Here is a 25,218-nt window from a genome sequence, read left to right as displayed (position 1 = left end):
TTAAAATGACTATTTTTGAACATGAATTCTATTATAAGTAAAGGTTGCCCCATTCATTTCAATAATGAATGTTATAAGCAACTAAACCAGCACCTAAAAGAGGTTCGTTATTCTAAAATTTTTGTTCTTGTTGACGAGAATACACACGAGTTTTGCTTGCCTTCCCTTTTGTCTCAAATAGAAACCACTTGTGACATAGAAATTATAGAAATTGAATCTGGGGAAGAACATAAAAACATAGAAACCTGCCTTGGTGTTTGGGAAGCCCTTTCGGAATTGGAAGCAGACAGAAAAAGTTTGCTTATCAATGTAGGAGGAGGCGTCATTACAGATTTAGGCGGATTTGTAGCCTGTACTTTCAAAAGAGGAATGGCTTATATCAATGTTCCCACTTCCCTACTTTCTATGGTCGATGCCTCTATTGGCGGAAAAACAGGCGTAGATTTAGGTCATTTAAAAAATCAGATTGGGGTTATTAGTTCAGGTGAAATGGTTTTAATCGACACTTCCTTTTTATCTACTCTACCAGAAAACCAATTTAGATCTGGTGTCGCTGAAATGCTAAAACATGGCCTCATACAAGATGAAACTTACTTCAATACTTTCAAAAAGATGGAATTGTTGGAAACAGACCAATTTGATCAATTAATCCATCAATCCATATTAATTAAAAAGGATGTAGTTGAAAAAGATCCCAACGAGAACAATTTGCGAAAAACTCTCAATTATGGTCATACACTAGGGCACGCCATTGAATCCTATTACTTAAGCCATCCCGAAAAAAATCCTTTCCTACATGGTGAAGCCATTGTAATAGGAATGATTTTAGAAACTTATATTTCCTTTAAACAACTAGGCTTTCCAGAACATAAACTAGTTGAAATCACTAAAACTTTGATTGAAATATTTGACCATCACCCCATTGCAGAAGGGGATTTTCAACCTATTATAGAGTTACTTAAATACGACAAGAAAAATGATTATGGGCAAATTAATTTTGTTCTTTTAGAGGATATAGGATTGCCAAAAATTGATTGCCAAGTAGACAATAATTTAATAGAGGAAGCTTTCATTTTTTACAACAACCAATAAATTTATTTTGTATTTTTATAAAAAGTTGCTGGAGAAAAGGTTGTAAACTGCATCAATAACACCTAAATCCTTGGTAATGAGAAAAATTATAGTTGACTATAAAAGACTCACACCTGAAATTCTCAAATTACTAACCGAGAAATTCCCCGATGGTTATGGTGATGACGATATCATAACCTTTGACAATCATCACAACCAAACCATTGAAGCCGTTGAAGTTAGAACTGAAGATGCCATTTACTTGGTAAAAGTAAGTAGCAAATTACATTATACTATGACCAACTTTGAAAGCATTGAAGATTTAGAAGTTGATGACTTAGGTAATGTTATTATTAATGAAGATTTTAAGGGTGAGGTTTATAATGATGACGAAGAAGAATAATCTTGCAAATACCTTTCTTCAAGAACTTGCAAATGATGCTGGCAATGTCCTATTATTACAAAACCCAGCGCCCTAACGGTCATCATTCCATTATTGGCAGTACCTGCCAAGGTTAACTTCTCATCACTAAAGCTTTCAAATAATAGAATGTTGCTTTTTCTGACCGTTTCAAATTCCGACTTAAGAGATTCCCAACTACGATTAGTTGCTTCAGCAGTTTTTGCATAATCATTCTCATCAAACCCTGGTAAGCTTGTTTGATCTCCTCTTGAAAATCTTAAGGCGCGATAAGCAAAAACTCTTTCAACATCAATCATATGCTGGATAACATCCTTAATAGTCCATTTATCTTCTTGGTAACAATAACCGTGTTTTTCAACAGGTATCTTGTCAAAAAACTCTAGTGACTCCTTTAAATTTGTTTTAAGTCCCCCTATCAAGACCATATCCCCTAATTTATCCATATATGGCTTATAAAAGGGATGAAATTCTGCAGGAAGGATATTTGATGCTTTCATATAAAAAACAAGCCCCTTTAATTTTAAAGAGGCTTGGCAGATAATAAGTTAAACAATAATATTATAACATATCATTAAAAATAGAATGCATCAAACGCTTCTTGTCGTTAATACTTTCTTCCAATGATATCATAGTTTCTGTTCTGTAAACCCCTTCTATGTCGTCCAGCATAAATATTACATCTTTGGCGTGATCTGTATTTTTAGCTCTTACTTTGCAGAATACATTGAATTTGCCAGTTGTAATGTGCGCCACGGTAACAAAAGGTATTTCGTTAATACGCTCCAAAACAAATTTAGTTTGTGAAGTGTTTTGAAGAAAAATCCCCACATAGGCAATAAACGAATACCCTAACTTTTTGTAATCTAATGTTAATGAAGAACCTTGGATTATTCCAGCTTCTTCCATTTTTTTCACACGTACATGTACCGTACCTGCAGAGATAACCAATTTTTTTGCAATATCAGTAAAGGGAACCCTAGTATTATCAATCAACATATCCAAAATTTGGTGATCGATTTCGTCTAGTTTAAATTTAGCCATAGCGTTTTCGTTATTTTTAATAAAAATCAAAATTAATACATTATTATTAAATAATATGCATCTTTTATTAAGATTTTATCAGTTATAATGAGAATTTCTTAGAATTTATCTCAACGAAATCGATTTCGATACCCTCTGAAATAAGTGTTCCTTTATCACTTAATACCTTGTGTTTATTGGCATTGTAGACCATATGAGCGAAGAATTTTGACAAATTGGAAATTTTTTCAACTTTTGGTATAAATTTAATAGTGTTTTGGTCCAATTTTTCCTGATACTGAATTCCTATATCATAATCAGGACCTTCCATTACATTTCTTATAATGATGTCAAAGAAATTCTTTTCATTATTTGGAATACTAAAATACCCTTCACTCCTATCTCCTTGTACTTCATTTTCTGATATATAGGATAAAGCACGTAATAATGAAAGAAATATAAAATACCTCGTTTCCTCCCGATTATAATCATCATCATAATGACCTGCCTCAAACAAAACCGTAGGAGTTCCTAGATTCTGAAACGTATCCCCAACACAATTAATATTGAAACTATCGTCATAAATCCCTATCTGCCCAGGAATAACTCTTTGAAGCTCGTCATTCATAGCTGAGATAAGCTCCATAGCTACCTTTCTTGTAGTATTTACGGTTCTTTCTGGGTCTGCAGCTGGAGATAAATAAGAAACCGTAGCCGATTTTCCAGTATCTCCCACACCAAAGATGGTGCGCTGACCATGCAGATTAAAACAAAAATGCGGTTGATATTTATTATAATAATCCCTCAATACAACACTTTCAGGTTGACTAAGATTGACAGCGTCTCGATTCAAATCTACTTCATTGGCATTAACCCTTGTATATTGTTCAGCTCCATCTGGATTTAAAATAGGAATAATAGCAATAGAACAACTATTAAGAATAGTATCGGAATCCATATTGGATTGTGAAAGAAGATTCAGTAGATCAAATACAGCTTTTGTAGTTGTACTTTCGTTCCCATGCATTTGTGACCACATCAAAATCCTTTTGGGTCCATTACCTAACTCTATAGCATAAATAGGCTTATTTAAAACAGAACGTCCAATTTCAGTTACTCTAAAAACGCTCTTCAAATTGTCTAAAAGAGGTAGTACATGATCGTTGCAAATGTACCTTCCAAACAATGTTTTCTCTTTGACAAGGTTAAAAATTTCCTGCTGTTTAGTTGCCATATGATTTTAAAAATACAAATGTAAACATTTACTTTTTTACAACTGTAAACAGAAGTTTCATAATAATTTGTATACATCGATAAACACTCTCAAGGTCATTTAGAGAGTCTTCCTGATATTTAAAGTGTATAATTTAAGAAGTAAATATGAATAAATATTAACATATTGTTTTTCAGTACTATAAATAGTGTTTAGTAAAGTATAAATTCAATATATTTTTTACATATCTAAACAAATATTTGAGAAATCCCTATTTAAATATTACATTTGTAACATGTAGTTTTTGAAAATGTAATTTACAATGGTAAACAGCTCCGAATTCGCCATCCGACTCCAAAAAATCATGGAATACTATCAAGAATCTGCCTCCTCATTTGCAGAAAAAATTGGTGTACAACGATCCAGTATCTCACATATACTTTCTGGAAGAAATAAACCTAGTTTGGATTTTGTTTTAAAAATTCTCTCATCCTACCCTGAAGTAGAATTGTATTGGCTATTGAATGGAAAAGGACAATTTCCAGATGAAGGTCAAGAAAAGAACACTCTTTTTTCAAACGAAGATTTGGATGTGAAAGAAAATAAAAAATCCCCTGAAAAAACATCGAACGAAGTTGTTTCAGAGGAATTCAAAAAAGATGGCAATAAAATAGAACGAATTGTTATTTTTTATAAAGACGGTACTTTCAGAAATTTCGAACCATCCTAATTTCCTATTTTACAAATCTAGAATGCCAGCTTTCACTAGCGGGCACTTCCCAGTTTTCTTTAAATTCAGCAATGTTATTCACCAAATTATTAAATACAATGGTATTTTTTGAAACAGCTTTATCCTTGGCCATTTTTCTAAATTCGATTAAAGGCTTATAAGCGACGAATTCTCCTTGCTTATAGGACACATTCATTTTGTCCATCAAATCTACCTGGTAACCCTGCTCCAATTGCTGAATAAAATTCACGGAAGCGTCAATGGAACACCCAGTAGCTGATTGCAACTCCTGATCCAAACCAATAATAATAAAACGCTTGTATTTTATTGTATATCCTGCTTTTAGGTCACTACCATGAGCCGTCCAAGCTTCTAAAAAGACTTTTAATTTTTCTTCAATATCAGACAATTCCTCATCTGAAAAAGATCTGTTTGCCTGATAGATCCAAACTCGGGATTCATCTGGCAGTGTATCAAAATCAACTAGCATAGTTATTTATTTTCGTAGTAATTAAATCTATTTGCAAAGGTCATAAATCCGCCAAAGAAAAGAAAATGGAATACAAATTTCCACACGTTAAAATCATGATCTACAAACCAATCAAATCCAGCCATCAATAAGGCAAAAATCCCTCCATTGATTACATATATCTTGATTAATTCTTTTCTTGGTTTTAACTTTCTATTACTCATTGCTCTTACTCCTTCGTTTTTTTGATTGAATTGAATCAACTAAAATAAGCCCACCAATAAAGAAGGCAACTTGGAACAACAAGCTACCAAAAGAAATCTCCTCTTTTCTTATATACAAGGTTTCACAAATCATGAATACTCCAAAAATCAAGCCGGCAAATATGGCCGTAATTACCTTTCTCTTCATTACTAAAATTTTAAAACAGCCGTAAGCCCCAGTCGATCACCTCCAAAATAAGGTAAAATAACTGCATTTTGGTCGTGATTTTCCTTTTTAAATATTTTATTTTCTATCCAAGGCACCAACCAATAGGCTATTTTGGTACTAGCCATTCCTATTCCCGCTCCCATGACTACATCATTAAACCAGTGCCTGTCATTATATACTCTAAATGCTCCAGTGGTCACAGCCAATGAATATCCTAACACACCATACCAAACTGATTTATCCTTATACTCCTGCCACAAAAATTCTGCACTCATAAAAGCTGTTGCCGTATGGCCTGAAGGAAAAGAATTATAAGAAGATCCATCTGGTCTAAGAACTGTAGACGAAGATTTTAAAATCATTACGGTTGTGGTCATAATGGCGTGAGCCGTCAAAATCCGTTTCGTTCGTCCCTTGAAATTATGTTTGGCTTTCACTCCAAAAGCATCAAGGCCATAAACAAGAGCTACAGGTGTATACTGTGTAAAATCATCAATAGTCAATTTTTTATCAATGTGTTCATGAACTTCGTCCTTAAGCTGGTCATTAATATCCAATAAAGTATGACTCTCCAAACCAATAATTCCAACCGTCATTAATGTGGCCGGAATGATAAAGGATTTTAGTTTAATGTTTGTCTCTGGATTCTCAGGAATGCTATCTGTTTTTATCTGGGCGTGAAGTTGGACAACGAAAAAGATAACTATAAAAAATAAAATAATATGCTTCATTATGGTATGCTAGGTACAGATCATTGAGCTTCCTATTCCAACAAGTCGATATGTCTATCATGATAACCCAATAGATAAAGTACGCCGTCCAATCCGATACTTGAAATGGAATTTTGAGCATTGTTTTTAACAGTGGGTTTAGCATGAAAAGCAATCCCCAAACCAGCTAGATTTAGCATTGGCAAATCATTGGCTCCATCACCAACCGCAATAGTCTGACTGATATTTATCCCTTCTTTATCAGCAATCTCCTTGAGGTATTCTGCCTTTTTTAAGCCATCCACAATTTCACCAACATACCCTCCTGTCAATTTTCCATCTTTTATTTCCAGTTGGTTAGCATAGACATAATCCATGCCCAATTCCTTTTGTAAATAATGACCAAAATAAGTAAAGCCTCCAGATAAGATAGCTGTTTTAAAGCCATAACTTTTTAACGTGTCAATCAATCTTCTAGCGCCTTTTGTTATAGGCAGGTTTTTAGCAACATCTTGAAGCACTTCCTCGTTCAAACCTTCCAATAATTTCATACGTTGCGTAAAACTCTCCTTGAAATCAATCTCTCCCTGCATTGCTGATTCGGTAATAGCCTTCACTTGTTCTCCTACCCCCGCCAATTCAGCCAACTCATCAATAACTTCTGTTTGAATTAACGTAGAGTCCATATCAAAACAAACCAATCTTCTGTTTCTTCGGTAGATGTTATCTTCCTGAAAAGCAATATCTACATCCAAATCCTGTGATATTTGCATAAATTTTTCAGTGAATTCAGATTTATCATTGATGCACCCTCTAATGGAGAGTTCGATACAGGCGCGTGGATATTCTTCTTCCTTATTTAAAGAAATCCGCCCTGTTAGTCTTTTAATGGCATCAATATTTAAATTTTTCTCTGAAATAACTTTAGTAACCTTGGTTATTTGTTCCGCGCTTAATTTTTCACCTAAAAGCGTAACGATATAGCGGTCCTTTCCTTGAAAGCTTACCCATTTTTCATAGTTCTCAGAAGTAATTGGCGTAAACTTTGCTGTGATTCCTAATTCATAGGCTTTGAAAAGCAAATCTTTAAGAACAGCCGCAGACTTGGCTTTTGACTTTATTTCGAACAAGATTCCTAAAGATAGGGTATCATGAATATTAGCTTGACCAATATCGAGAACTTTCGCTCCGTAATCGGCCAAAACTTCTGTTAACGCCGATGTTAACCCTGGTTTATCTTGTCCTGAAATATTTAAAAGGAATATCTCTTTAGTCATGTCTATTTTATTTTTTTTGGGCTGAATAAAAAACTAACTATGAATTGAAAACAAATTCAAATAAATTTAAGAAGTCCTAAAACAATTAAGTAATCTTGAGATTGTGCGAAAGATATTTTCACCTAAAAGTTATAAATCTTGGGAATTTGCAATTAATTCAGCGACATCCAATACTTGTATACTATTCTCCTTCTCCTTCGACTTAACACCATCTGTCATCATAGTATTACAATAAGGACAACCCGTTGCTATAATTTCAGGTTGGGTTTCAAGAGCATCTTCTGTTCTTAAAACATTAATATCCTTATCACCTTTCTCGGGTTCTTTAAACATTTGAGCTCCACCAGCACCACAGCATAAGGCTGTTCTCCTATTTCGCTTCATCTCCTTAAGGTCTACCCCCAAAGTCTTCAGTAGATTTCTAGGAACTTCAAAAACTTCATTGGCGCGACCTAAATAACAAGGATCATGAAAGGTTACTCGTTTTCCATTTAATTTGGAACTGCTCTCTAGTTTCAGACGACCATTTTGTAATAATTCCTCAATGTATTCAGTATGGTGCTGCACGTGATAGTTTCCTCCTAATGAAGGATATTCATTTTTAAGTGTATTATATGAATGCGGACAAGCGGTCACGATTCGTTTTACTTCATAGCCATTTAAAACCTCTATATTCATCATAGCCTGCATTTGAAACAAAAATTCATTTCCTGCTCGTTTGGCTACATCGCCTGTACAACTCTCTTCAGTTCCTAATACCGCAAAATCAACTTGAGCTTTGTTTAAAATCTTAACAAAAGCTCTGGTGATTTTTTTGGCTCTATCATCATAACTTCCAGCTGAACCCACCCAAAACAAAATTTCGGGTTGCTTTCCTTCGGCCATAAAATCAGCCATGGTTTTTACTATCAATTGGCTCATGTCGTTTAAAATCTTTTTAAATTCAAGTTATTCATTTACCCAATTAAGACGGTCCATTTGGTTGTAAGGCCAAGGGGCACCATTATTTTCAATATTGGTCATCATGTTATTCAATTCCATGGGTGCAGCACTTTGTTCCATAACTAAATAACGTCTCATTTCCATAATAATGGACAACGGATCGATGCTCACTGGACAAGCTTCTACACAAGCATTACAGGTAGTACAAGCCCAAAGTTCTTCATTCGTTATATAGTCACCAAGCAGCTGTTTACCATCGTCTTTAAATTCTCCTTTATTGGCATCGATGTTTTTACCAACTTCCTCCAAACGGTCTCTGGTATCCATCATGATTTTTCTAGGAGATAATTTTTTACCTGTTTGGTTAGCCGGACATTCACTGGTACATCTTCCACACTCGGTGCATGTATAGGCATTTAATAACTGAACCCAATTCAAATCCATGACATCACTAGCTCCAAATTTTGCAGGAACAGTTGCCTCGGCTCCTTCTGCAGGTGCTGCAAATGGGTCTACATTGGGATCCATCATCATTTTCACCTCATTGGTAACGGCTTCCAAATTATTGAATTGTCCTTTTGGCGTAACACGACCATAATAGGTGTTTGGAAAGGCCAACAGAATATGTAAGTGCTTTGAAAAATATAGGTAATTAAGAAAAACCAAAATCCCCAAAATATGTAACCACCAAGCTGCACGCTCGATCGTATGCAAGGTTCCAACTGATAAACCTTCAATCCATGGAGCAATCATTTGACTTATAATATTTCCTGAATTCATCTCCTGAAAGTGAACATCTGTAGCATTCATGACTAAAAATAAAGTCATCAATACCATTTCAAAATAAAGGATGAAATTTCCGTCGTTTTTTGGCCAACCCTTCATTTCGGGCTTCCAAAAACGCTGAAGTTTAATTACATTTCTTCGAATCCAAAAAATAATTACCGAAACAAAAACCAATAAAGCCAATACTTCAAAAGACCCTATCAAGAAGCCATAGAAACTCCCTAACCCAGACATGATACGATGCGTTCCAAAAAGACCATCGATTATAATTTCAAGTACTTCAATATTTATAATAATGAAGCCTGCATAAACAATAATATGAAGAAATCCAGCTATTGGACGGTTGACCATTTTGGACTGCCCCAAAGCTATTCTCATCATATTACGCCACCTTTGTGGCTTTTGATCGCTTACATCTACATCATGGCCTAGGCGAATATTCCTTAAAAGTTTTTTGACATTTTTAGCAAAATAGCCAATGCCCAAAATTAAAGATAAGGCAAATAAAATATTTGGTAAGTAGTTCATTTATTGATTTTTAAATCACTGTCTTTCATCTTCTGGTTTAACGTATTCCTCTTTGTTTTTCCCACCAAAAACAGACACGTTAACATAGCGTTTTGGATTCAGTTTGAAATCTTGCAACAGTTCTCTTAACTGCAAAGAAGCAACCTCTAGATTATGGTAAAGCTTATCATCAGTAAGTAATTTACCTAAAGATCCTTCACCATTATTTAAACCAGCCATTATTGAATTCACATTGTCTAGGGTTCCTTCTAAATCATTAACCGTTTTAGATAACTGAACTCCTTTAAGATCTTCAGTGAAAACCGCTAAATCTGTTGTTATTTTATTGAAATTAGCAATAGCCATACTCAAACTATCCTCATTTTGAACGATTAAGGATCTAACATTGTTAGAGGTAGACCTAAAAGACGCCAACGTTAAATTCAACTCCATAACAGCGTGCTTCAGCCCCTCCTCGCCTTCATCTTGTATAATTCTATTGACATTCAACAGTAAGGAATCGGCTCTTCTTAAGGTGATATCCAAGCCTGTACTCAAACCAGAAAAGTTCTTACTTAAACTTTGAACCAAACCTTGTTCTACTTCAGAATTTAGAAAATCACCATCCTTGGCTACAGCCGCTCCATCTTCTGCAGGAATAATAGCAATCCCGTTGCCTCCCATCAGACCCATTTCATACATTCTTATTCGACTGTTCTTTGAAAATTCCAAACGACTGTCCACAGTGAAAGAAACTCTGGTTTTTCCCGATTCTATCTCATATTTTATTTCATGAACTTTACCAATATTATTCCCTTTAATTGTAACGGGTGAGGATGTAGTAAGAGCATTATAATCAAACTCTGTATAATATGTATTGTTGGACTCCAACAAATCTTCTCCTTTTAAATAGTTATAACTGAAAATTAGAAGAACAATTCCAAGTATAACTAATAAAGCTGTTTTTACTTCTCTAGATAATTTCAACTTATGCGTTTTAGGTTAGAAACAAAATTAGGAATAAATTATAAAGTGGCATGATTTAAATACTATTTTAAGGCTTCATCCAATGAAATCTGCTGCCCATTTTTAAAAGCTACAACAAAGCTAGACGGGTAACCTTTTGATTTTGCTATACTTTGCATGCGTTTAATTTGAGTGTAACTTGAAGTGTAACCGTAATAGTATTTATAAAGATTTCCTATTTTTTCTCTTGAGATATCATCAAGGCCGTTAAAATTAAAAGGCTTTGGTTCTAACTGTTTGGAGCTTGCTGCAATTTGAACTTTAAAAACCACATTCTCATAAACTTGCTCATTAGAATTGTCTAAATCATCTTCACCAACATGCTCGTCAACAATCACATGAGAAATTGACAATTTACCTGTGTTCTGTTCAATGGCGGTCTTATAATCCAAAATCGCCTTAGCAATATTTTTGGAAATTTCAGACTGCCCCTTTTTAGAATTTAAATAATCACCTTCATTTTTATTAGTTACAAACCCTGTTTCTATTAAAACACTTGGCATTATTGTTTGATGTAATACTATCAGTCCAGCCTGCTTAACACCTCTACTTTTGCGTTTTAGAACTTTTGAAAAATTATCTTCAATGTAACGTGCCAACAATATACTTTGATCCAAATACTCTTCCTGCATAAGTGTTAAGCCTATATAAGATTCGGGTGCATTTGGGTCAAATCCGGCATAATTCTCTTCATAATTATCCTCCAAATAAATTACCTCATTTTCCGCTTTGGCTACATTAAAATTGGTTTGGTTTCTATGAATTCCCAACACATAAGTTTCAGTACCGTAGGCCTGAGAATTGTGGGCATTACAATGAACAGAGACAAAGAGATCTGCCTTGGCTTCATTTGCTATTTTACCTCGAACAAACAAATCAACAAAAACATCTTTATCTCTAGTGTAGACCACTTTTACATTTGGAGTTTTCTCCAGAATTTTACCCACGGTCAAAACCACATTAAGAGCGATATCTTTCTCCTTATAACCATATTGAGAGGGTTTACCAGGGTCCTTTCCGCCATGTCCAGCATCCAAAACCACCACAAATTGGCCGCTTGATGATTGGGAATAAAGCGATTGGAGTGAAATATTTGTTAAACCTAAAAATATTAATAAGAAAAGGGTAATAGGGCGCGTTTTCATACAGATATAACAGCTTTTTTGCCGGTTTATTTTATTGCTCAAAATTTGGGGATTATTAATTTAATCACAAAAAATATATGTACTTTTGGCAATTCAAAAACCGAGCCATACTTTTACAAAAATACACTTAAAAGCATTGCGTACAAACATCTTCCACATACTTTTTACCCTAAGTTTTACAGTGCTTATCAACACTTTTTCCATGGCTCAAGACCTGCCAGGAAAAAGCACTGAGATAAAACCAAAGTTAGAAGATGACACCATTCAAAATGACAGCCTAAATTTGAATGCTGCCGATTTTGAAAAAATGGAACTTTCTGAGAGAAATCAAGACAGCACTCTTCAAGACTCGGTAAAACCAAAAAGAGAGACGCTCACAGGCCCCATAAAATATAAAGCCACAGATTACACTAGGTTCAACATGAAAGAACAGAAGCTTTATTTATACAATGAAGCAGAAGTTCTTTATGAGGACATGCAAATTACGGCCGGTATAATCGTTATTGATTATAATAAAAAAGAAGTTTACGCCGGAAGAATCAAAGACTCTCTAGGAAACTACACTCAAAAACCAGTCTTTAAACAAGGGGATAACGTTGCGGAACCGGATTCCATTCGATTCAATTACGAAACGGAAAAAGCTCTGGTATTCAATACAAACACAGAACAAGGAGGCATGAAAATTTATGCTCCTATAACCAAAAAGGAAAACGACTCTACCATCTTTTTATATAAAGGACGTTTTACCACTTCAGAAAACATTGAAGATCCAGAATATTATTTTCAATCGAACCGGATTAAAATGGTTCCAAAAAAGAAAATTGTAGTTGGATTCACTGATATGTACATCTATGACGTGCCAACTCCTATCCTACTACCCTTTGGTTTTTTTCCTTTAACCGAAAAGCACACCTCTGGGGTAATCATTCCAACACCTGGGGAAGATAGCAATAGAGGATATTTTCTTCAAAATGGAGGATATTATTTTGCCATAAATGATTATGTCGATTTGGCTGTCCTTGGAGATTATTATACAAATGGAAGTTACGGATTAAGAATGGAAAGTAATTATTCCAAAAGATATAGATACAGCGGAAATGCTGGTTTTAGATATGAAAGTCTTATACAAGAAGAAAGAGGGTTTCCAAATTACGCCAAGACTTCTATATACAACCTAAGGTGGACTCACAGTCAGGATGCCAAAGCCAGTCCTAATTCAAGGTTTACAGCTTCGGTCAACATGGGTTCTAGCCGTTATTATCAACAATCAATCAACCAAGTTAATTCACCCAGTTTTTTAAATAACACGCTGGCATCTTCCGTATCCTATTCAAAAACCTTTGTTGGTGAACCTCAAGTAAATTTAAGTTTAACAGCAACCCATTCACAAAACACCCAAACGGAAGCCATCAACATGACCTTGCCTACTTTACAAGCGAGTGTAAGCAGGATTTTTCCGTTTGAACCAAAAACGGGCACTAAGAAAGGAATCATTCAAAACATCAATTTCCAATATAACGTCAGAGGAGAAAATAGAATTCAAACGACTGATTCGCTTTTCTTCCAGAAGGAAATGTGGGATGATGCTAGAATGGGTTTAAGACATTCCATTCCATTGACAACGAACTTTAAAGTACTAAAATATTTAAGTCTAAGTGCCGGAACCAATTATGATGAAACTTGGGTCTTTGAAACTTACAGAAGATCTTATGATAATGAGGAACAAGAAGTTATTACTACAAAGGAAAATGGTTTTGCATCTTACAGAACTTATAATTTCAATTCCAGTTTAGGTACCACTATATATGGAATGTTTCCTTTTGAAAAGCAAGGAGAAGACAGGAAAATAAAAGCAATCAGACACGTCATGAGACCGTCTGTAAGCTACAATATTAATCCTGGGTTTGAACAGTATTATGATACCTATACTGTAATTAGTGCCGATGGTTTGACATCTGAAGAGGTAGAATACTCAAGATTTCAAGGAACTTTATATGGCGCTCCCAACCAAAATTATTCGAGTTCCATGGGATTTAGCCTTTCCAATAACATTGAAATGAAAGTAAGGGACAAGGACTCCACTGCCACCGAAGCCAAAAAAATCAAGTTATTGGATAACCTTAATTTTTCTACGGGTTATAATTTTTCTGCAGATTCTCTGAATTGGAGTGCTGTGAGAATGACAGGAAGCACCAAAATTTTTGACCAAAAAATGGCCATCAACTTCGGAGCAACCTTAGACCCCTACGCGCTAGATAACAACAATAGAAAAATAAACACCTTTAATATCGATAATGGAGGTAGTCTATTTAGATTAACAAGTGCCAATTTAACCACTAGTTACACCCTTTCTAATAGTACCTTTAATGGTGGGCAAAGTGATGAAAGTAAAGAAGAAACTCTACGAAGTGGTGGTAGAAATGATGACATGTTTGGTAGATCTCAAACTTATTATGATGAAGGTTTTTATGATGAAGAAGAAGACGGTACAGATGAAGAAGAGGAAACACCCAACGATCTTTACACCCATAAAATTCCTTGGAATTTAAGGCTGGCTTATGCCGTCAATTATTCCAATTCAAGAAGGGAAAATGAAATTTCGTCACATTCCTTAATGTTTTCTGGTGATATCGAATTAACCAAACGTTGGACCGTGGGAGCCTCCTCTGGATATGACTTTAAAAATCAAGGATTTACATATACACAATTACGTTTTGAGAGGGATTTATTAAGTTGGAGAATGAGTTTTAACTGGATTCCTTTCAGCACTAGAAGTTCTTGGAATTTCTTTATTGGTATCAAATCCAACATGTTGAAAGACATTAAATACGATAAACGTAAGCAACCAGACCAACGATTATAAATCAATGACCATGAAAAAAATTATTCAAACTCCGCATGCCCCCGCCCCTATTGGACCTTACAACCAAGCAGTTTTAACCAATGGCATGCTGTTTACCTCAGGACAAATCGCCCTTCATCCTGAAACTGGTGATTTAATCATGGGATCCATTGAAGAGGAAACCAAACAGGTCATGGAAAATTTGAAGGCCGTCTTGGAAGCAGCAGAAATGTCCTTTGAAAATGTGATTAAATCGTCTATTTTCATTAGTGACATGAACAATTTTGGTAAAATCAACGAGGTTTATGGTTCTTACTTTGATGAAGCTACTGCTCCAGCAAGAGAAACAGTTGAAGTAGCTAATCTACCAAAATACGTGAATGTTGAAATCAGTATGATTGCTGTTAAATAATTTGGTTTGACCAAAAAAGAACTTAAGGAATTTCTTGATCAAAAAGCGGCGCTTTACAATAACACCGATTTTATTTCTACAGATCCCATTCAAATTCCACATCAATTTTCATTAAAGGAAGACATAGAAATTACAAGCTTTCTCACAGCCTCTATTGCTTGGGGCAATAGAAAAAGCATTATCACCAATGCTAAAAATTTGATGTTACTTTTAGACGAAAGTCCGTATGATTTCATCATGAATCATGAAGATTCTGATTTGTACAAAATGCAATCCTTTGTGCATCGTACGTTCAACGGTTTAGATTTAATCACTTTTATAAAGGGGCTTAAGCACATTTATTCTAATCACGCAGGTTTAGAGGGTATTTTCAACAAATATCAGGAAAAAGATTCCTTGCAATTTGCTATCCATAAATTAAAGGAACATATTTTTGAGATTGAGCATTTACCACGAACCCAAAAACACGTAAGTGATCCTTTAAAAAACTCAGCCGCGAAACGAATAAACATGTTTTTAAGATGGATGATAAGACCCAATAATACCGGTGTTGATTTTGGAATATGGCAGGATATCTCTACTTCCAAACTGTCCATGCCATTAGATGTTCATACTGGAAATATTGGAAGAAAACTAGGTCTTTTAACAAGAAAACAAAATGATGCCAAGGCATTGAAGGAGTTGGATCTGGCGCTCAGAAAATTTGATCCCATGGATCCAGTTAAATATGATTTTGCGCTTTTTGGCCTTGGTGCATTTGAAAAATTTTAACTTTAAGGCTCTAATTCTTTGAGTCTTATGAAAAAATTATTCTTTTCCCTTCTTCTTTTGGTTCTTATTATTCCAAATGCGTTTTCTCAAAAACGTGAGATTCCTACCGATACAGTAATTACCACAAGCCATCAAGCAACCATCAATGGTCAAAATTTCAACTATGAAGCTAATGTGGGAACACTTCCGGTTTGGAACAAAGACAATGAACCAATTGCCACCTTATTCTATACCTATTATAAACGTTCCTTAAGTAAACCAGATGACAGCAGGCCCCTAGTCTTTTCTTTTAATGGCGGCCCCGGCTCTGCTTCTGTTTGGATGCACATTGGCTACACGGGTCCGAAAATCTTGAATTTAGATAAAGAAGGCATGCCCGTGCAACCCTATGGCGTTAAGGATAATCCTTATTCCATTTTGGACGTGGCAGATATTGTATATGTGGATCCGGTGAATACTGGATATTCCAGAATGGTGAAAAATAAAGATGGAAAAGATCCAGACAGAAGTCAATTTTTTGGAATCAATGCCGACATAAAATATCTGGCAGAATGGATGAATACCTTTGTTTCCCGATACAATCGCTGGAACTCCCCAAAATTTATCATTGGAGAAAGCTATGGCGGAACGCGAGTTATGGGATTAGCTGAAGAACTACAAAACAAACAATGGATGTATTTGAATGGTGTAATCATGGTTTCCCCAGCAGATTACAAGCTTTATAATAACGGTTTAATTTCTACTGCTATAAATATACCCTATTACACAGCCGCTGCCTGGTATCATAACAAACTACCTTCTGATCTGCAAAACAGAGAATTAGAATCCATCTTACCAGAATCAGAGCAATTTGCTATCAACGAAGTTCTTCCGGCCTTGGTCAATGGAGCTTTTTTAAATGAATCAAGAAAACAGCAACTAGCTGAAAAAATGGCAAAATATACTGGTTTGGATAAAGAACGTATTCTAGATCAAAACTTAGACCTATCAACCTTCTATTTCTGGAAAGAATTGCTCAGAGATGATAAAATGATCATAGGTAGATTGGATTCGAGGTATTTGGGAATCGACAAAAAGGATACAGGAGACAGACCTGAGTATTTTCCTGAATTAACCTCATGGAATCATTCTTTTACACCGCCTATAAATCATTATTTAAAAAATGATTTAGAATTCGTCACAGATACAAAATACAATATGTTTGGAGATGTACATCCATGGGATTTAACCGAAAACAACACTAGGGACAGGCTAAGGCAGGCTATGGCTCAAAACCCATATCTCAATGTTTTGGTGCAATCTGGATACTATGACGGAGCTACCACTTATTTCCAGGCGAAATTAACGATGGGACTTGTTGACCCCAGTGGAAAAATGAAAGACAGGCTCACCTTTAAGGCTTATAAAAGCGGACACATGATGTATGTAAGAGATGAAGATTTAAAACAGTCTGCGGCCGATTTAAGAAATTTCATTCTTAAATCTATAGGTCACAAAACGTCAGCAAAATATGATAATACGAAAAACTAAATTAGATTCATTTTAAACAGTAAGGGTAAATTAACAAACCTAACATTGACATAACTATTTCTTCATTTAATACCAATTTTTAGTTAACAGACTGGATAAGTATTACTTATAATTTTAGAAAATCATTAATCCATCTAAAAAACTAAAAAATGAAGAAAGTTTTTCTATTGTCTTCTTTAGCAGTTTGCTCCTTTTTCTCATGTGAAAAAGAATTAACTACAGAAGAGTTAAACCAAACAACTACAAACGAGGCTAGCCTTGAAAAAAAGGCTGGAATGAACCTGGAAAATCACTCCATCACTCCCTCTTTTCTTGATTTGAAGCAAGAATTCAAAAACCTAAAAGTGTATCCTATTTTATCCTCTGAGGATGTTCTTGAAAATTCCCCAGAATTCGTTTACGGATCTATGGCCGATGGTGCCGGTTTGTTAAAAAACGAGGATGGAACCTACACTCTTATCAATAACATCGAAGCCGACTATTCCATTGCCAGAATTACATTAGACCAAAACTTAAAACCCGTTCATGGTGAATACATTCTCAATGCAGCTGCAACTGCAGCTACAGCTCAATGTTCAGGTTCTTTAATTACTCCAGAAGAACACGGCTTTGGACCTCTTTATCTTTCTGGAGGGGAATGGGGAGGAGCTTCAAAAGGTGTTTTTGCAACAAACCCTTTTAAAGATGCCAATGACGCATCGGTAGCTACGCTTTTGCCTGCCATGGGACAATGGTCTACTGAAAATGCAGTAGCTATAGGAAAAGACGCTTACCCAGGAAAAACCGTTGTATTCATTGGAGATGACCACTCAGATAACACGGTTCCTTCAGGGCAACTTGGTATGTATGTTGGCAACCAAGGAGATTTAGACGGTGGTAATCTCTATGGTTTAAAGGTAACTGATCCTAGCGTCTTATTTGAAATGGACATGGAAGAAGGGCAATCCTATCCTATGGAGTTTGTACAACTGGAAGAAACCCAAATTGATCTTTTAGATGCCGAATGCAAGCAAAAAGGCGTTATGGGATTCTCTAGATTAGAAGATATTGACTGGAGAAAAGGGTCGGCAGAGAACAACAGAGAGATTTATTTCTGTGTAACTGGTCGTGATAAGCCAGATTTAGTTGGAAAAGGAACTAAATATGGTCGTGTTTATAAAGTGACTTTAAATCCAGAAGACCCTACAGCTGCAGGAACCATTACCTGTATTTTGGATGGAGACAATTTAACCGGAAAAGCTAAAGCATTCCATAGTCCAGATAACATAGTCGTTACCAATAATTATGTTTACATTCAAGAAGATCCAAATGGATATTATGACAACCCCAATAAAGATCACTTCGCATCTCTTTATGAATACAATATAAATTCTCAAAAGTTAAAAACCGTATTAGAATGTGATCAAACAGCTGCTCAGGCTTTAGGGTATGGAACTACTAGTAGTAAATGGGAAATTACAGGAATGATTGATATATCTGATGTTGTGGACGTAAACAAAACTTTTATTTTGATCACCCAAAATCATGGTTGGGAAGATCCTGGATTTACAGATCCGAATGCTAACCCAACAACAGCCTCAAATGAAGGAAGTATGTTGTATGTTATTCAAGGATTAAAAAGATAAGTGCCTGCTACTATCTAAAAATAAAGCCTGACCGTTTTGGTCAGGCTTTTCTTCTATAGTTAGTGAATACCGATTATCCTCTTAACCAAGCTTCACGTAATTTCTTTTGAGATTCGGTAGCGTCTTCAACAGGTCTTAAAGATTCTCCTTCTGTGAAGGATTGCTCTAAAGTTCCTTTTAGTTCAATATCCTGCCCTTCTCTTGAAATAACCATTTCAAATTCCATTCCAGGTTGCCACATAAATACTTCTTGGAAAATGTTGTTAGCATTTTGCAACGTTACCTGCTCTCCTCCTACTGATTTAATAACATCATTTGGTTGTACCCCTTGTTCTTTCCAGAAACTGTTGTTTTGAACTGCATCAGAGAAAAAGATAGTTCCATCTTGCGGATTGGCACCAACAATCAACACGCCATCATTTTGGATATAATTTGTCTTTACTTTAGCCTTAGACTTTGCTAACCCTACCTTTTTAAAGAAATCATTATAATTGATTGGAATATCACCTACCACATGATCTTTTAAAAATTCTCCAATTGATGGATAAGTCATAGCCGTGATTTCCTCAATTATTTTATCATCCTCAAACGGTTTGTTCTTTCCATATTTCATTGAAAGCTCTTTCATTAATGATAAAATACCTCTTTGACCATTGCTTTCTTCTCTCAATAAAATATCAATGCACATGCCTATTAAAGCTCCTTTTTGATAGACATTGTAATATTGACTAGCATAAGGTTCGTCCAAAACATTTTCACTCATAATGGTAAAACTCATGGAGTCATTCATCATGGCTGCTGTTTTGATTTTTTCTTCAATTTTATCATAAAAATCGTCATCAGAAACCAAACCTTGATCTACTTGGAATAAAGTAGCAAAGTACTCAGTTACTCCTTCATACATCCACAAATGCTTAGAAAAAGTAGGCTTGTCATAGTCGAAATAATGAACATCTTCTGAATGAACACTCAAAGGCGTAACAATATGGAAAAATTCGTGAGATACCACATCTATCATGCTTTCATCTAAAGCGGCTTCTGGCATAGATTCCGGCATAACAACTACAGTAGACGTATGGTGCTCTAAAGCTCCAAAACCTTTAGGAGATTGTTCATCGCCTCTTGACAAGTACAAGTAAATATCATATCTAGGTGTGCTATTGATGTCTCCTAAATAGGTTTTTTGTCCTTTCATCATCTTAAACATAGTTTCCTTCAACTTCTTGGCTGTATGTGCCTTGGTTGGAGAATAAACACTTAAAACAATTTTGATATCGCCCACTTGAAACTCTTCTACATCTAGATTTCCATACATCATTGGGTTATCAGTAATATCAAAATATCTAGGCGCATAATAACTGGAAGTCATTGTTTGCCCATCATCACTTTTGGAAGTTCCTACTACTTGTAAAGCAGACGTTCTAACAAAATCTGAAGGAGCTGTAACATCCAATTTGTATTGGGCATTTTTTAAAGAATCGAAATAACCAACAAATCCATGAAGGTTTAACACATAATTATCAGGCTCGATATTAGTTCCTGCAGGAGAAAACGGCGTATCGCCTCCAATGCCTCCAGTAACTTCAACATCAAAGGTATCATTGACGTAATAAGTCACATAATCAAGATTTGATGCTTGATTGATTTGCCAGGAATTGGTGTCAATTTTTTCAGTTGGAATTTCTTTACCTTCATAATCAAAGGCTTTGAAATCCTCAATATATTTTCCAAAATCACTAACCGAATAAGTTCCTTGTACCACTCTTGGAAGACGGTAAATTTCAGTTTCACTTGTAAATCGTCCAGGGTTGATGATCACTGGAACCTTATCATCTTTTACTTTGGTCAAGTCTATAGAAGACTCAATCGGATTGCTAATAGCAAGATTTTTAGTAGTTTGGTTAGTTGTTCCGCATGCCATCATAAGCACACCAACTCCTACCGCGGTTAGGATTCTGTTCATTATAAGTTAATTTTCGTTTAAGTTTATGACGCCCAAATTTACAATGTGTTACAGATATAAAACCTAACTTTATGTTAAAAAGTTACTGTTTCAAAGGCTTGCTCACCTATTTATGATTAATTTGATCAAATTGAATTTATTTTCAATACAAACACTATTTTTGTAAATAAATCCTCGGAATGCAGTTTAAACACCCAGAACTTCTTTATGCTCTTTTTGCACTGCTCATCCCCATTATAGTTCATTTATTCCAGTTAAGAAAATTCAAGAAACAGCCTTTTACAAATGTGGCTTTTCTTAAAAAAATAAAATTTGAAACTAGAAAAAGTTCGCAACTTAAGAAATGGTTAACCTTATTGACCAGAATGATGCTTTTAGCTTGTATCATTTTTGCTTTTGCCCAACCCTATTATGCAAAAAAAGGAACTTTTCAAACTAAGAAGGAAACGGTTATTTATTTAGACAACTCCTACAGTATGCAAGCCAAGGGTGATAAAGGAGAATTATTAAAGCGGGCTGTACAGGATTTATTGGAACAAGGTGATGTCTCAGAAAAACTTTCCTTGCTCACCAATGACCAAACTTTTAAAGACATAACCATAAAAGGCGTTCAAAAGGAACTATTGGATTTAGGATACACTTCAAATCAATTAGAAAAAGACGCGGTGCTTTTAAAATTAAAAAAGTTATTGTCACAAGAAAACACGATTAAAGATGTGATTTGGATCTCCGATTTCCAACAAAAGGAAGAACCATTTTCCCTTGAAAGTGATTCAACACTCAACGTTCATTTGGTACAACTAAAACCAGAGAAAACAAATAATCTATCTATCGACAGTTTATATATTGAAGATAAAACGGCGTCAGAAATGGAGTTGGTCGTTATTGTTAATGGTGAAATGGAATCTGCCATTCCTGTTTCGTTATTCAATGGAGATACACTAATAGGAAAGACAACAATTGCCAAAGAACAAGACCCAGCTACGGCTCGATTTACCCTTCCAACCAATAATGGTCTGAATGGTGTTGTCACTTTGGATGATAATCACTTGGAATTTGATAATACCTTCTACTTTTCGATTAACAAAAACAAAAAAATCAATGTTTTAAGCATCAATGCCATTTCAGATGATTTTTTAAAGAAAATTTATACTGAGGAAGAATTCAACTTTAAAGGATCAACTTTGGAACAATTGAACTACAGTTCCATTGAAAACCAAAATTTAATTATTCTGAATGAGCTACAACAGCTGCCCATATCTTTAACAAATGCCCTAAGAGTGTTTAAAGAAAATGGTGGTAATTTGGTCATTATTCCTGGAATTGATATAGACATGGAATCATATAATGCCTTGACTTCCATGTTTCAAATAAACTATTCAAGCAAAAGTAGAAACGAGCGCAAAATTACCACGATAAATTTTTCACACCCCATATACTCCAATGTATTTAATAAACAGGTAACCAACTTCCAGTACCCCAATGTAAGCGAGTTCTATGCTTTAACTTCTCCACATTCCAATCCTTTACAATTTGAAGATGGTAGGCCTTTTTTAACTTCTGGTGAAAACATATTTGTCTTTAGTGCTGCGATAGATAGTGAAAATTCAAATTTCAAGTTGTCTCCCTTAATTGTCCCAACACTATATAACATTGGAAAGCAAAGTTTAAAAATACCAAACCTTTATTATACTATTGGGCAACCGAACGAATTTGATGTCACAGTAGAATTAAAACAAGATAATATTTTAACACTTTCAAAAGACGGGAAAGAAATTATTCCGCAACAACAGTATTTCAATAATAAAGTAAAAGTCAAAACCAACGAATCCCCAACTGAATCAGGAATTTATGCAGTCAAAGACAAAGGAACGGTTTTGGAATATGTGAGTTTTAATGATAATCGGTCTGAAAGTCAATTAATCTATAATGACTTAAGCCAAATAAAATCTGCTACCCTTTCCAATTCCTTAAATCAAACCTTAGAGGATATAAAAAGTAACTCTAAAGTTAACGAGCTATGGAAATGGTTTGTTATTTTTGCATTGATTTTTCTGGTTCTTGAAATTCTCATATTAAAATTCTTCAAATGAACGCACTTATAAAATCAGCCAAAATTATTGACCCAAAGAGTGATTTTCATAATCAAACGGTTGATATTCTTATTGAAGAAGGCTTGATTACCCAAATTTCCAACGACATTAAAAACAATAAAAACTTCAAAGAAATTAGCTTTGAAAACCTTCATGTGTCCCAAGGATGGTTTGATAGTAGCGTTTCCTTTGGTGAACCAGGGTTTGAAGAGCGCGAAACTATTGATAATGGTTTAAAAACCGCTGGGAAATCAGGATTTACGGCTGTGGCATTAAATCCCAGTACCAATCCAATTATTGATACGAATTCCAGTATTTCTTTTGTAAAGTCTAAGGCTTCAAATCATGCAACAGGCCTGTACCCAATAGGTGCATTAACAGCAGGCTCTAAAGGTGACGATTTAGCAGAATTATTTGATATGAAAAATGCTGGTGCAGTAGCATTTGGCGATTATAAAAGTCCTATTACCAATCCAAACCTTGTGAAAATTGCATTGCAATATGTTGAAGGATTTGACGGGTTGGTATGCTCCTTCCCTTTTGAGCCTAAGATAGCAGGTAAAGGGGTTATGAATGAAAACATCACTAGTACTAGATTGGGCCTAAAAGGTATTCCTAGCCTGTCTGAGGAACTACATATTACTCGAGATCTGTTTATTTTGGAATACACCCAAGGAAAACTTCACATCCCAACGATTTCTACGGCAAAATCAGTTGAATTGATTAGAGATGCCAAAAGTAAAGGACTTAATGTAAGCTGCAGTGTTGCCATTCACAACTTAGTTTTGAATGATGATGCATTAACTACGTTTGACACCAATTTTAAGGTGCTTCCACCATTAAGAACTGAAGAAGACAGACAAGCCCTTATTGAGGGACTTAAAGATGGAACCATCGATATGATTACTAGTGATCACAATCCTTTGGATGTGGAACATAAAAAAGTGGAATTTGATAATGCTGCCTATGGAACCATAGGATTGGAATCTGCATTTGGAGCCTTGAATAAGATTTTTACTACCAAACAAACGATTGAATTCTTAACAAAAGGAAAAAAACGTTTTGGAATTGAATCACATTCGGTTCAAGTGGGAAATAAAACAGAATTGACGCTCTTTAACCCTGATGGCAAACAAACCTTTGAAAAATCAGATATTTTATCCACTTCCAAAAATGCCATTTTCCTAAACCAGGAACTTAAAGGAACTGTATATGGTATCTTTGCTAACAATAAAATGGAATTGAAATCATGATGTCACAACAAACCATACAAGAAGGTAAAACATGGGCTATTGTTAGTTATTTTACCTTCATAGGCCTCATAATAGCCATTGTTATGAACATTGAAAAGAAAAACCCTTTCACATCTTTCCATATTAGACAGATGCTAGGGCTCATCCTTATGCTTATTGTTTCTAATGTTACAGAAGCTTATGTCAATTCATGGTTAGGAACCGTTTTATGGATTATTACTTTTGTTTGCTGGATTTTTGGTCTTTATCATGCCATCAAGGAAGAAGCCAAACCCATTCCCGTAATTGGAGGGAAATTTCAGGATTGGTTTAGAAATCTTTAATAAATTACACTTTGAGTTTAGAATATATCACCAGACCATCATCTCTTCAAGAAAACGCACCTTTACTTATCATGTGTCATGGCTACGGCAGTGATGAAAACGACCTGTTTTCTTTTGCTTCGGAATTGCCTGAAGAATTATTTATCATCTCTTTAAAGGCTCCATTTAAACTGGAACCTTATGGAAATGCTTGGTACGCCATTAATTTTGATGCCGAAAAAGGAAAATGGAGTGATGATGAACAAGCAAAGCAGTCTCGTGATTTGATTTCCAATTTTATAGACGAAGCTTGTGAAAAATATCCGGTGAACCCATCAAATGTGACCTTATTAGGTTTTAGCCAAGGCTCTATTTTAAGCTATGCTGTAGCATTAACTTACCCCGAAAAGGTTAAAAATGTGGTGGCCTTAAGTGGTTATATTAATCCCAACATTTTACCGTCAGAATTTACCAATAAAGATTATTCCAATCTTAGTATCTATGCTTCCCATGGAAGTGTAGATCAAGTAATTCCAGTGCAATGGGCTCAGCAAACCCCTAAATTTTTGAGTCAACTAGGCATTGAGCATGCCTATTCTGAGTTTCCTGTAGGCCACGGCGTTGCTCCCCAAAACTTTTATGAATTTAGAGAGTGGTTAAAAAAACACTTGTAAT

Annotated in this window: 25 protein-coding genes; 12 read left to right on the top strand and 13 right to left on the bottom strand. The window is 35.1% G+C overall.

Annotated features, from left to right (window positions below; translation table 11 throughout):
* Positions 1-21 precede the first annotated feature (21 nt).
* Positions 22-1,092 carry a 3-dehydroquinate synthase gene (aroB, locus tag ZA07_RS15720; RefSeq protein WP_053972715.1) on the top strand — a complete coding sequence of 357 codons (1,071 nt, stop codon included), beginning with the start codon at positions 22-24 and terminating at the stop codon, positions 1,090-1,092.
* Between the two features lie 76 nt (positions 1,093-1,168).
* A complete protein-coding gene (locus tag ZA07_RS15715) occupies positions 1,169-1,474 on the top strand; it encodes a hypothetical protein (protein WP_053972714.1) in 306 nt (101 codons plus the stop codon).
* Here ZA07_RS15715 and ZA07_RS15710 read toward each other — a convergent pair.
* The 3 genes from ZA07_RS15710 to ZA07_RS15700 form a co-directional block, all read right to left on the bottom strand.
* On the bottom strand, positions 1,450-1,992 hold the full coding sequence (locus tag ZA07_RS15710) for a DinB family protein (RefSeq protein ID WP_053972713.1): 543 nt from the start codon (positions 1,990-1,992) through the stop codon (positions 1,450-1,452). The two genes, ZA07_RS15715 and ZA07_RS15710, sit on opposite strands and share 25 nt — an antisense overlap.
* A 61-nt stretch (positions 1,993-2,053) precedes the next feature.
* A complete protein-coding gene (locus ZA07_RS15705) occupies positions 2,054-2,536 on the bottom strand; it encodes an Lrp/AsnC family transcriptional regulator (protein ID WP_053972712.1) in 483 nt (160 codons plus the stop codon).
* 82 nt (positions 2,537-2,618) lie between these two features.
* Positions 2,619-3,749: a M14 metallopeptidase family protein gene (locus ZA07_RS15700; protein ID WP_053972711.1), complete on the bottom strand. Its 1,131-nt coding sequence runs from the start codon at positions 3,747-3,749 to the stop codon at positions 2,619-2,621.
* Positions 3,750-4,050: 301 nt separating this feature from the next.
* Here ZA07_RS15700 and ZA07_RS15695 point away from each other — a divergent pair, with 301 nt between their 5' ends.
* Positions 4,051-4,458, top strand: coding sequence for a helix-turn-helix domain-containing protein (locus ZA07_RS15695; protein ID WP_053972710.1), 408 nt, complete (start codon positions 4,051-4,053; stop codon positions 4,456-4,458).
* 4 nt (positions 4,459-4,462) lie between these two features.
* On the opposite strand, the gene ZA07_RS15690 is transcribed toward ZA07_RS15695, so the two are convergent.
* The 9 genes from ZA07_RS15690 to ZA07_RS15650 all read right to left on the bottom strand — a co-directional run bounded on the left by ZA07_RS15690 (position 4,463) and on the right by ZA07_RS15650 (position 11,752).
* Complete coding sequence (locus tag ZA07_RS15690) at positions 4,463-4,948, bottom strand: hypothetical protein (RefSeq protein WP_053972709.1); 486 nt, start codon at positions 4,946-4,948, stop codon at positions 4,463-4,465.
* Between the two features lie 2 nt (positions 4,949-4,950).
* On the bottom strand, positions 4,951-5,151 hold the full coding sequence (locus ZA07_RS15685) for a hypothetical protein (RefSeq protein ID WP_053972708.1): 201 nt from the start codon (positions 5,149-5,151) through the stop codon (positions 4,951-4,953).
* Positions 5,144-5,338, bottom strand: coding sequence for a hypothetical protein (locus ZA07_RS15680; RefSeq protein WP_053972707.1), 195 nt, complete (start codon positions 5,336-5,338; stop codon positions 5,144-5,146). Before ZA07_RS15680 ends, ZA07_RS15685 begins: the two co-directional genes overlap by 8 nt.
* Positions 5,339-5,340: 2 nt before the next feature.
* The gene (locus ZA07_RS15675; RefSeq protein ID WP_053972706.1) at positions 5,341-6,090 is read right to left on the bottom strand and encodes a phosphatase PAP2 family protein; all 750 of its coding nucleotides are present in this window, start codon (positions 6,088-6,090) and stop codon (positions 5,341-5,343) included.
* Between the two features lie 32 nt (positions 6,091-6,122).
* Positions 6,123-7,346, bottom strand: a complete 1,224-nt coding sequence (gene serB / locus ZA07_RS15670) for a phosphoserine phosphatase SerB (RefSeq protein ID WP_053972705.1) — start codon at positions 7,344-7,346, stop codon at positions 6,123-6,125.
* Between the two features lie 129 nt (positions 7,347-7,475).
* Positions 7,476-8,267: a (Fe-S)-binding protein gene (locus tag ZA07_RS15665; RefSeq protein WP_197276763.1), complete on the bottom strand. Its 792-nt coding sequence runs from the start codon at positions 8,265-8,267 to the stop codon at positions 7,476-7,478.
* Between the two features lie 27 nt (positions 8,268-8,294).
* Complete coding sequence (locus ZA07_RS15660) at positions 8,295-9,602, bottom strand: (Fe-S)-binding protein (protein ID WP_053972704.1); 1,308 nt, start codon at positions 9,600-9,602, stop codon at positions 8,295-8,297.
* Positions 9,603-9,617: 15 nt separating this feature from the next.
* The gene (locus tag ZA07_RS15655; RefSeq protein ID WP_053972703.1) at positions 9,618-10,568 is read right to left on the bottom strand and encodes an MlaD family protein; all 951 of its coding nucleotides are present in this window, start codon (positions 10,566-10,568) and stop codon (positions 9,618-9,620) included.
* Between the two features lie 62 nt (positions 10,569-10,630).
* On the bottom strand, positions 10,631-11,752 hold the full coding sequence (locus ZA07_RS15650; RefSeq protein WP_053972702.1) for an N-acetylmuramoyl-L-alanine amidase: 1,122 nt from the start codon (positions 11,750-11,752) through the stop codon (positions 10,631-10,633).
* A gap of 85 nt (positions 11,753-11,837) precedes the next feature.
* Here ZA07_RS15650 and ZA07_RS15645 point away from each other — a divergent pair, with 85 nt between their 5' ends.
* From ZA07_RS15645 to ZA07_RS15625, 5 genes are all read left to right on the top strand, one after another.
* Positions 11,838-14,615: a putative LPS assembly protein LptD gene (locus ZA07_RS15645; RefSeq protein ID WP_053972701.1), complete on the top strand. Its 2,778-nt coding sequence runs from the start codon at positions 11,838-11,840 to the stop codon at positions 14,613-14,615.
* Between the two features lie 10 nt (positions 14,616-14,625).
* Positions 14,626-15,006, top strand: coding sequence for a RidA family protein (locus tag ZA07_RS15640; RefSeq protein ID WP_053972738.1), 381 nt, complete (start codon positions 14,626-14,628; stop codon positions 15,004-15,006).
* 6 nt (positions 15,007-15,012) lie between these two features.
* A complete protein-coding gene (locus ZA07_RS15635) occupies positions 15,013-15,777 on the top strand; it encodes a TIGR02757 family protein (protein ID WP_053972700.1) in 765 nt (254 codons plus the stop codon).
* A 27-nt stretch (positions 15,778-15,804) separates the two neighbouring features.
* Entirely contained in the window at positions 15,805-17,307 is a 1,503-nt protein-coding gene (locus ZA07_RS15630) for a S10 family peptidase (RefSeq protein WP_053972699.1), read from the top strand.
* A gap of 149 nt (positions 17,308-17,456) precedes the next feature.
* On the top strand, positions 17,457-18,932 hold the full coding sequence (locus ZA07_RS15625; protein WP_053972698.1) for an alkaline phosphatase PhoX: 1,476 nt from the start codon (positions 17,457-17,459) through the stop codon (positions 18,930-18,932).
* A gap of 73 nt (positions 18,933-19,005) precedes the next feature.
* Here ZA07_RS15625 and ZA07_RS15620 read toward each other — a convergent pair whose 3' ends face one another.
* Positions 19,006-20,895, bottom strand: a complete 1,890-nt coding sequence (locus ZA07_RS15620) for a peptidase M61 (protein ID WP_053972697.1) — start codon at positions 20,893-20,895, stop codon at positions 19,006-19,008.
* A 179-nt stretch (positions 20,896-21,074) separates the two neighbouring features.
* On the opposite strand from ZA07_RS15620, the gene ZA07_RS15615 reads away from it, so the two are divergent.
* The 4 genes from ZA07_RS15615 to ZA07_RS15600 are packed head-to-tail and all read left to right on the top strand — an operon-like array spanning position 21,075 to position 25,217.
* Entirely contained in the window at positions 21,075-22,988 is a 1,914-nt protein-coding gene (locus ZA07_RS15615; protein WP_053972696.1) for a BatA domain-containing protein, read from the top strand.
* Positions 22,985-24,241, top strand: a complete 1,257-nt coding sequence (locus ZA07_RS15610) for a dihydroorotase family protein (protein WP_053972695.1) — start codon at positions 22,985-22,987, stop codon at positions 24,239-24,241. The genes ZA07_RS15615 and ZA07_RS15610 overlap by 4 nt, the downstream gene beginning before the upstream one ends.
* Positions 24,238-24,564 (top strand): DUF4870 domain-containing protein, encoded by a 327-nt coding sequence (locus ZA07_RS15605; RefSeq protein ID WP_231628698.1) that lies wholly within the window; start codon positions 24,238-24,240, stop codon positions 24,562-24,564. The genes ZA07_RS15610 and ZA07_RS15605 overlap by 4 nt, the downstream gene beginning before the upstream one ends.
* Before the next feature lie 11 nt (positions 24,565-24,575).
* Positions 24,576-25,217: an alpha/beta hydrolase gene (locus ZA07_RS15600; RefSeq protein ID WP_053972693.1), complete on the top strand. Its 642-nt coding sequence runs from the start codon at positions 24,576-24,578 to the stop codon at positions 25,215-25,217.
* Position 25,218: the final 1 nt, after the last annotated feature.

This window comes from Mangrovimonas sp. ST2L15, assembly GCF_001280515.1.
Taxonomy (GTDB): Bacteria; Bacteroidota; Bacteroidia; order Flavobacteriales; family Flavobacteriaceae; genus Mangrovimonas; species Mangrovimonas futianensis.
Note: the sequence above shows the minus strand (reverse complement) of the source record. Positions and strands in the feature narration are given on the sequence as shown.

What these genes read in the sequence shown, in the direction of transcription:
- ZA07_RS15630 (WP_053972699.1), top strand. Translation starts at nt 15,805, where the DNA reads ATGAAAAAATTATTCTTTTCCCTTCTTCTTTTGGTTCTTATTATTCCA.
- ZA07_RS15665 (WP_197276763.1), bottom strand. Translation starts at nt 8,267, where the DNA reads ATGAGCCAATTGATAGTAAAAACCATGGCTGATTTTATGGCCGAAGGA.
- ZA07_RS15610 (WP_053972695.1), top strand. Translation starts at nt 22,985, where the DNA reads ATGAACGCACTTATAAAATCAGCCAAAATTATTGACCCAAAGAGTGAT.
- ZA07_RS15650 (WP_053972702.1), bottom strand. Translation starts at nt 11,752, where the DNA reads ATGAAAACGCGCCCTATTACCCTTTTCTTATTAATATTTTTAGGTTTA.
- ZA07_RS15615 (WP_053972696.1), top strand. Translation starts at nt 21,075, where the DNA reads ATGCAGTTTAAACACCCAGAACTTCTTTATGCTCTTTTTGCACTGCTC.
- ZA07_RS15715 (WP_053972714.1), top strand. Translation starts at nt 1,169, where the DNA reads ATGAGAAAAATTATAGTTGACTATAAAAGACTCACACCTGAAATTCTC.
- ZA07_RS15685 (WP_053972708.1), bottom strand. Translation starts at nt 5,151, where the DNA reads ATGAGTAATAGAAAGTTAAAACCAAGAAAAGAATTAATCAAGATATAT.
- ZA07_RS15660 (WP_053972704.1), bottom strand. Translation starts at nt 9,602, where the DNA reads ATGAACTACTTACCAAATATTTTATTTGCCTTATCTTTAATTTTGGGC.
- serB (WP_053972705.1), bottom strand. Translation starts at nt 7,346, where the DNA reads ATGACTAAAGAGATATTCCTTTTAAATATTTCAGGACAAGATAAACCA.
- ZA07_RS15710 (WP_053972713.1), bottom strand. Translation starts at nt 1,992, where the DNA reads ATGAAAGCATCAAATATCCTTCCTGCAGAATTTCATCCCTTTTATAAG.
- aroB (WP_053972715.1), top strand. Translation starts at nt 22, where the DNA reads ATGAATTCTATTATAAGTAAAGGTTGCCCCATTCATTTCAATAATGAA.
- ZA07_RS15700 (WP_053972711.1), bottom strand. Translation starts at nt 3,749, where the DNA reads ATGGCAACTAAACAGCAGGAAATTTTTAACCTTGTCAAAGAGAAAACA.
- ZA07_RS15705 (WP_053972712.1), bottom strand. Translation starts at nt 2,536, where the DNA reads ATGGCTAAATTTAAACTAGACGAAATCGATCACCAAATTTTGGATATG.
- ZA07_RS15690 (WP_053972709.1), bottom strand. Translation starts at nt 4,948, where the DNA reads ATGCTAGTTGATTTTGATACACTGCCAGATGAATCCCGAGTTTGGATC.
- ZA07_RS15695 (WP_053972710.1), top strand. Translation starts at nt 4,051, where the DNA reads ATGGTAAACAGCTCCGAATTCGCCATCCGACTCCAAAAAATCATGGAA.
- ZA07_RS15605 (WP_231628698.1), top strand. Translation starts at nt 24,238, where the DNA reads ATGATGTCACAACAAACCATACAAGAAGGTAAAACATGGGCTATTGTT.
- ZA07_RS15620 (WP_053972697.1), bottom strand. Translation starts at nt 20,895, where the DNA reads ATGAACAGAATCCTAACCGCGGTAGGAGTTGGTGTGCTTATGATGGCA.
- ZA07_RS15640 (WP_053972738.1), top strand. Translation starts at nt 14,626, where the DNA reads ATGAAAAAAATTATTCAAACTCCGCATGCCCCCGCCCCTATTGGACCT.
- ZA07_RS15625 (WP_053972698.1), top strand. Translation starts at nt 17,457, where the DNA reads ATGAAGAAAGTTTTTCTATTGTCTTCTTTAGCAGTTTGCTCCTTTTTC.
- ZA07_RS15675 (WP_053972706.1), bottom strand. Translation starts at nt 6,090, where the DNA reads ATGAAGCATATTATTTTATTTTTTATAGTTATCTTTTTCGTTGTCCAA.
- ZA07_RS15680 (WP_053972707.1), bottom strand. Translation starts at nt 5,338, where the DNA reads ATGAAGAGAAAGGTAATTACGGCCATATTTGCCGGCTTGATTTTTGGA.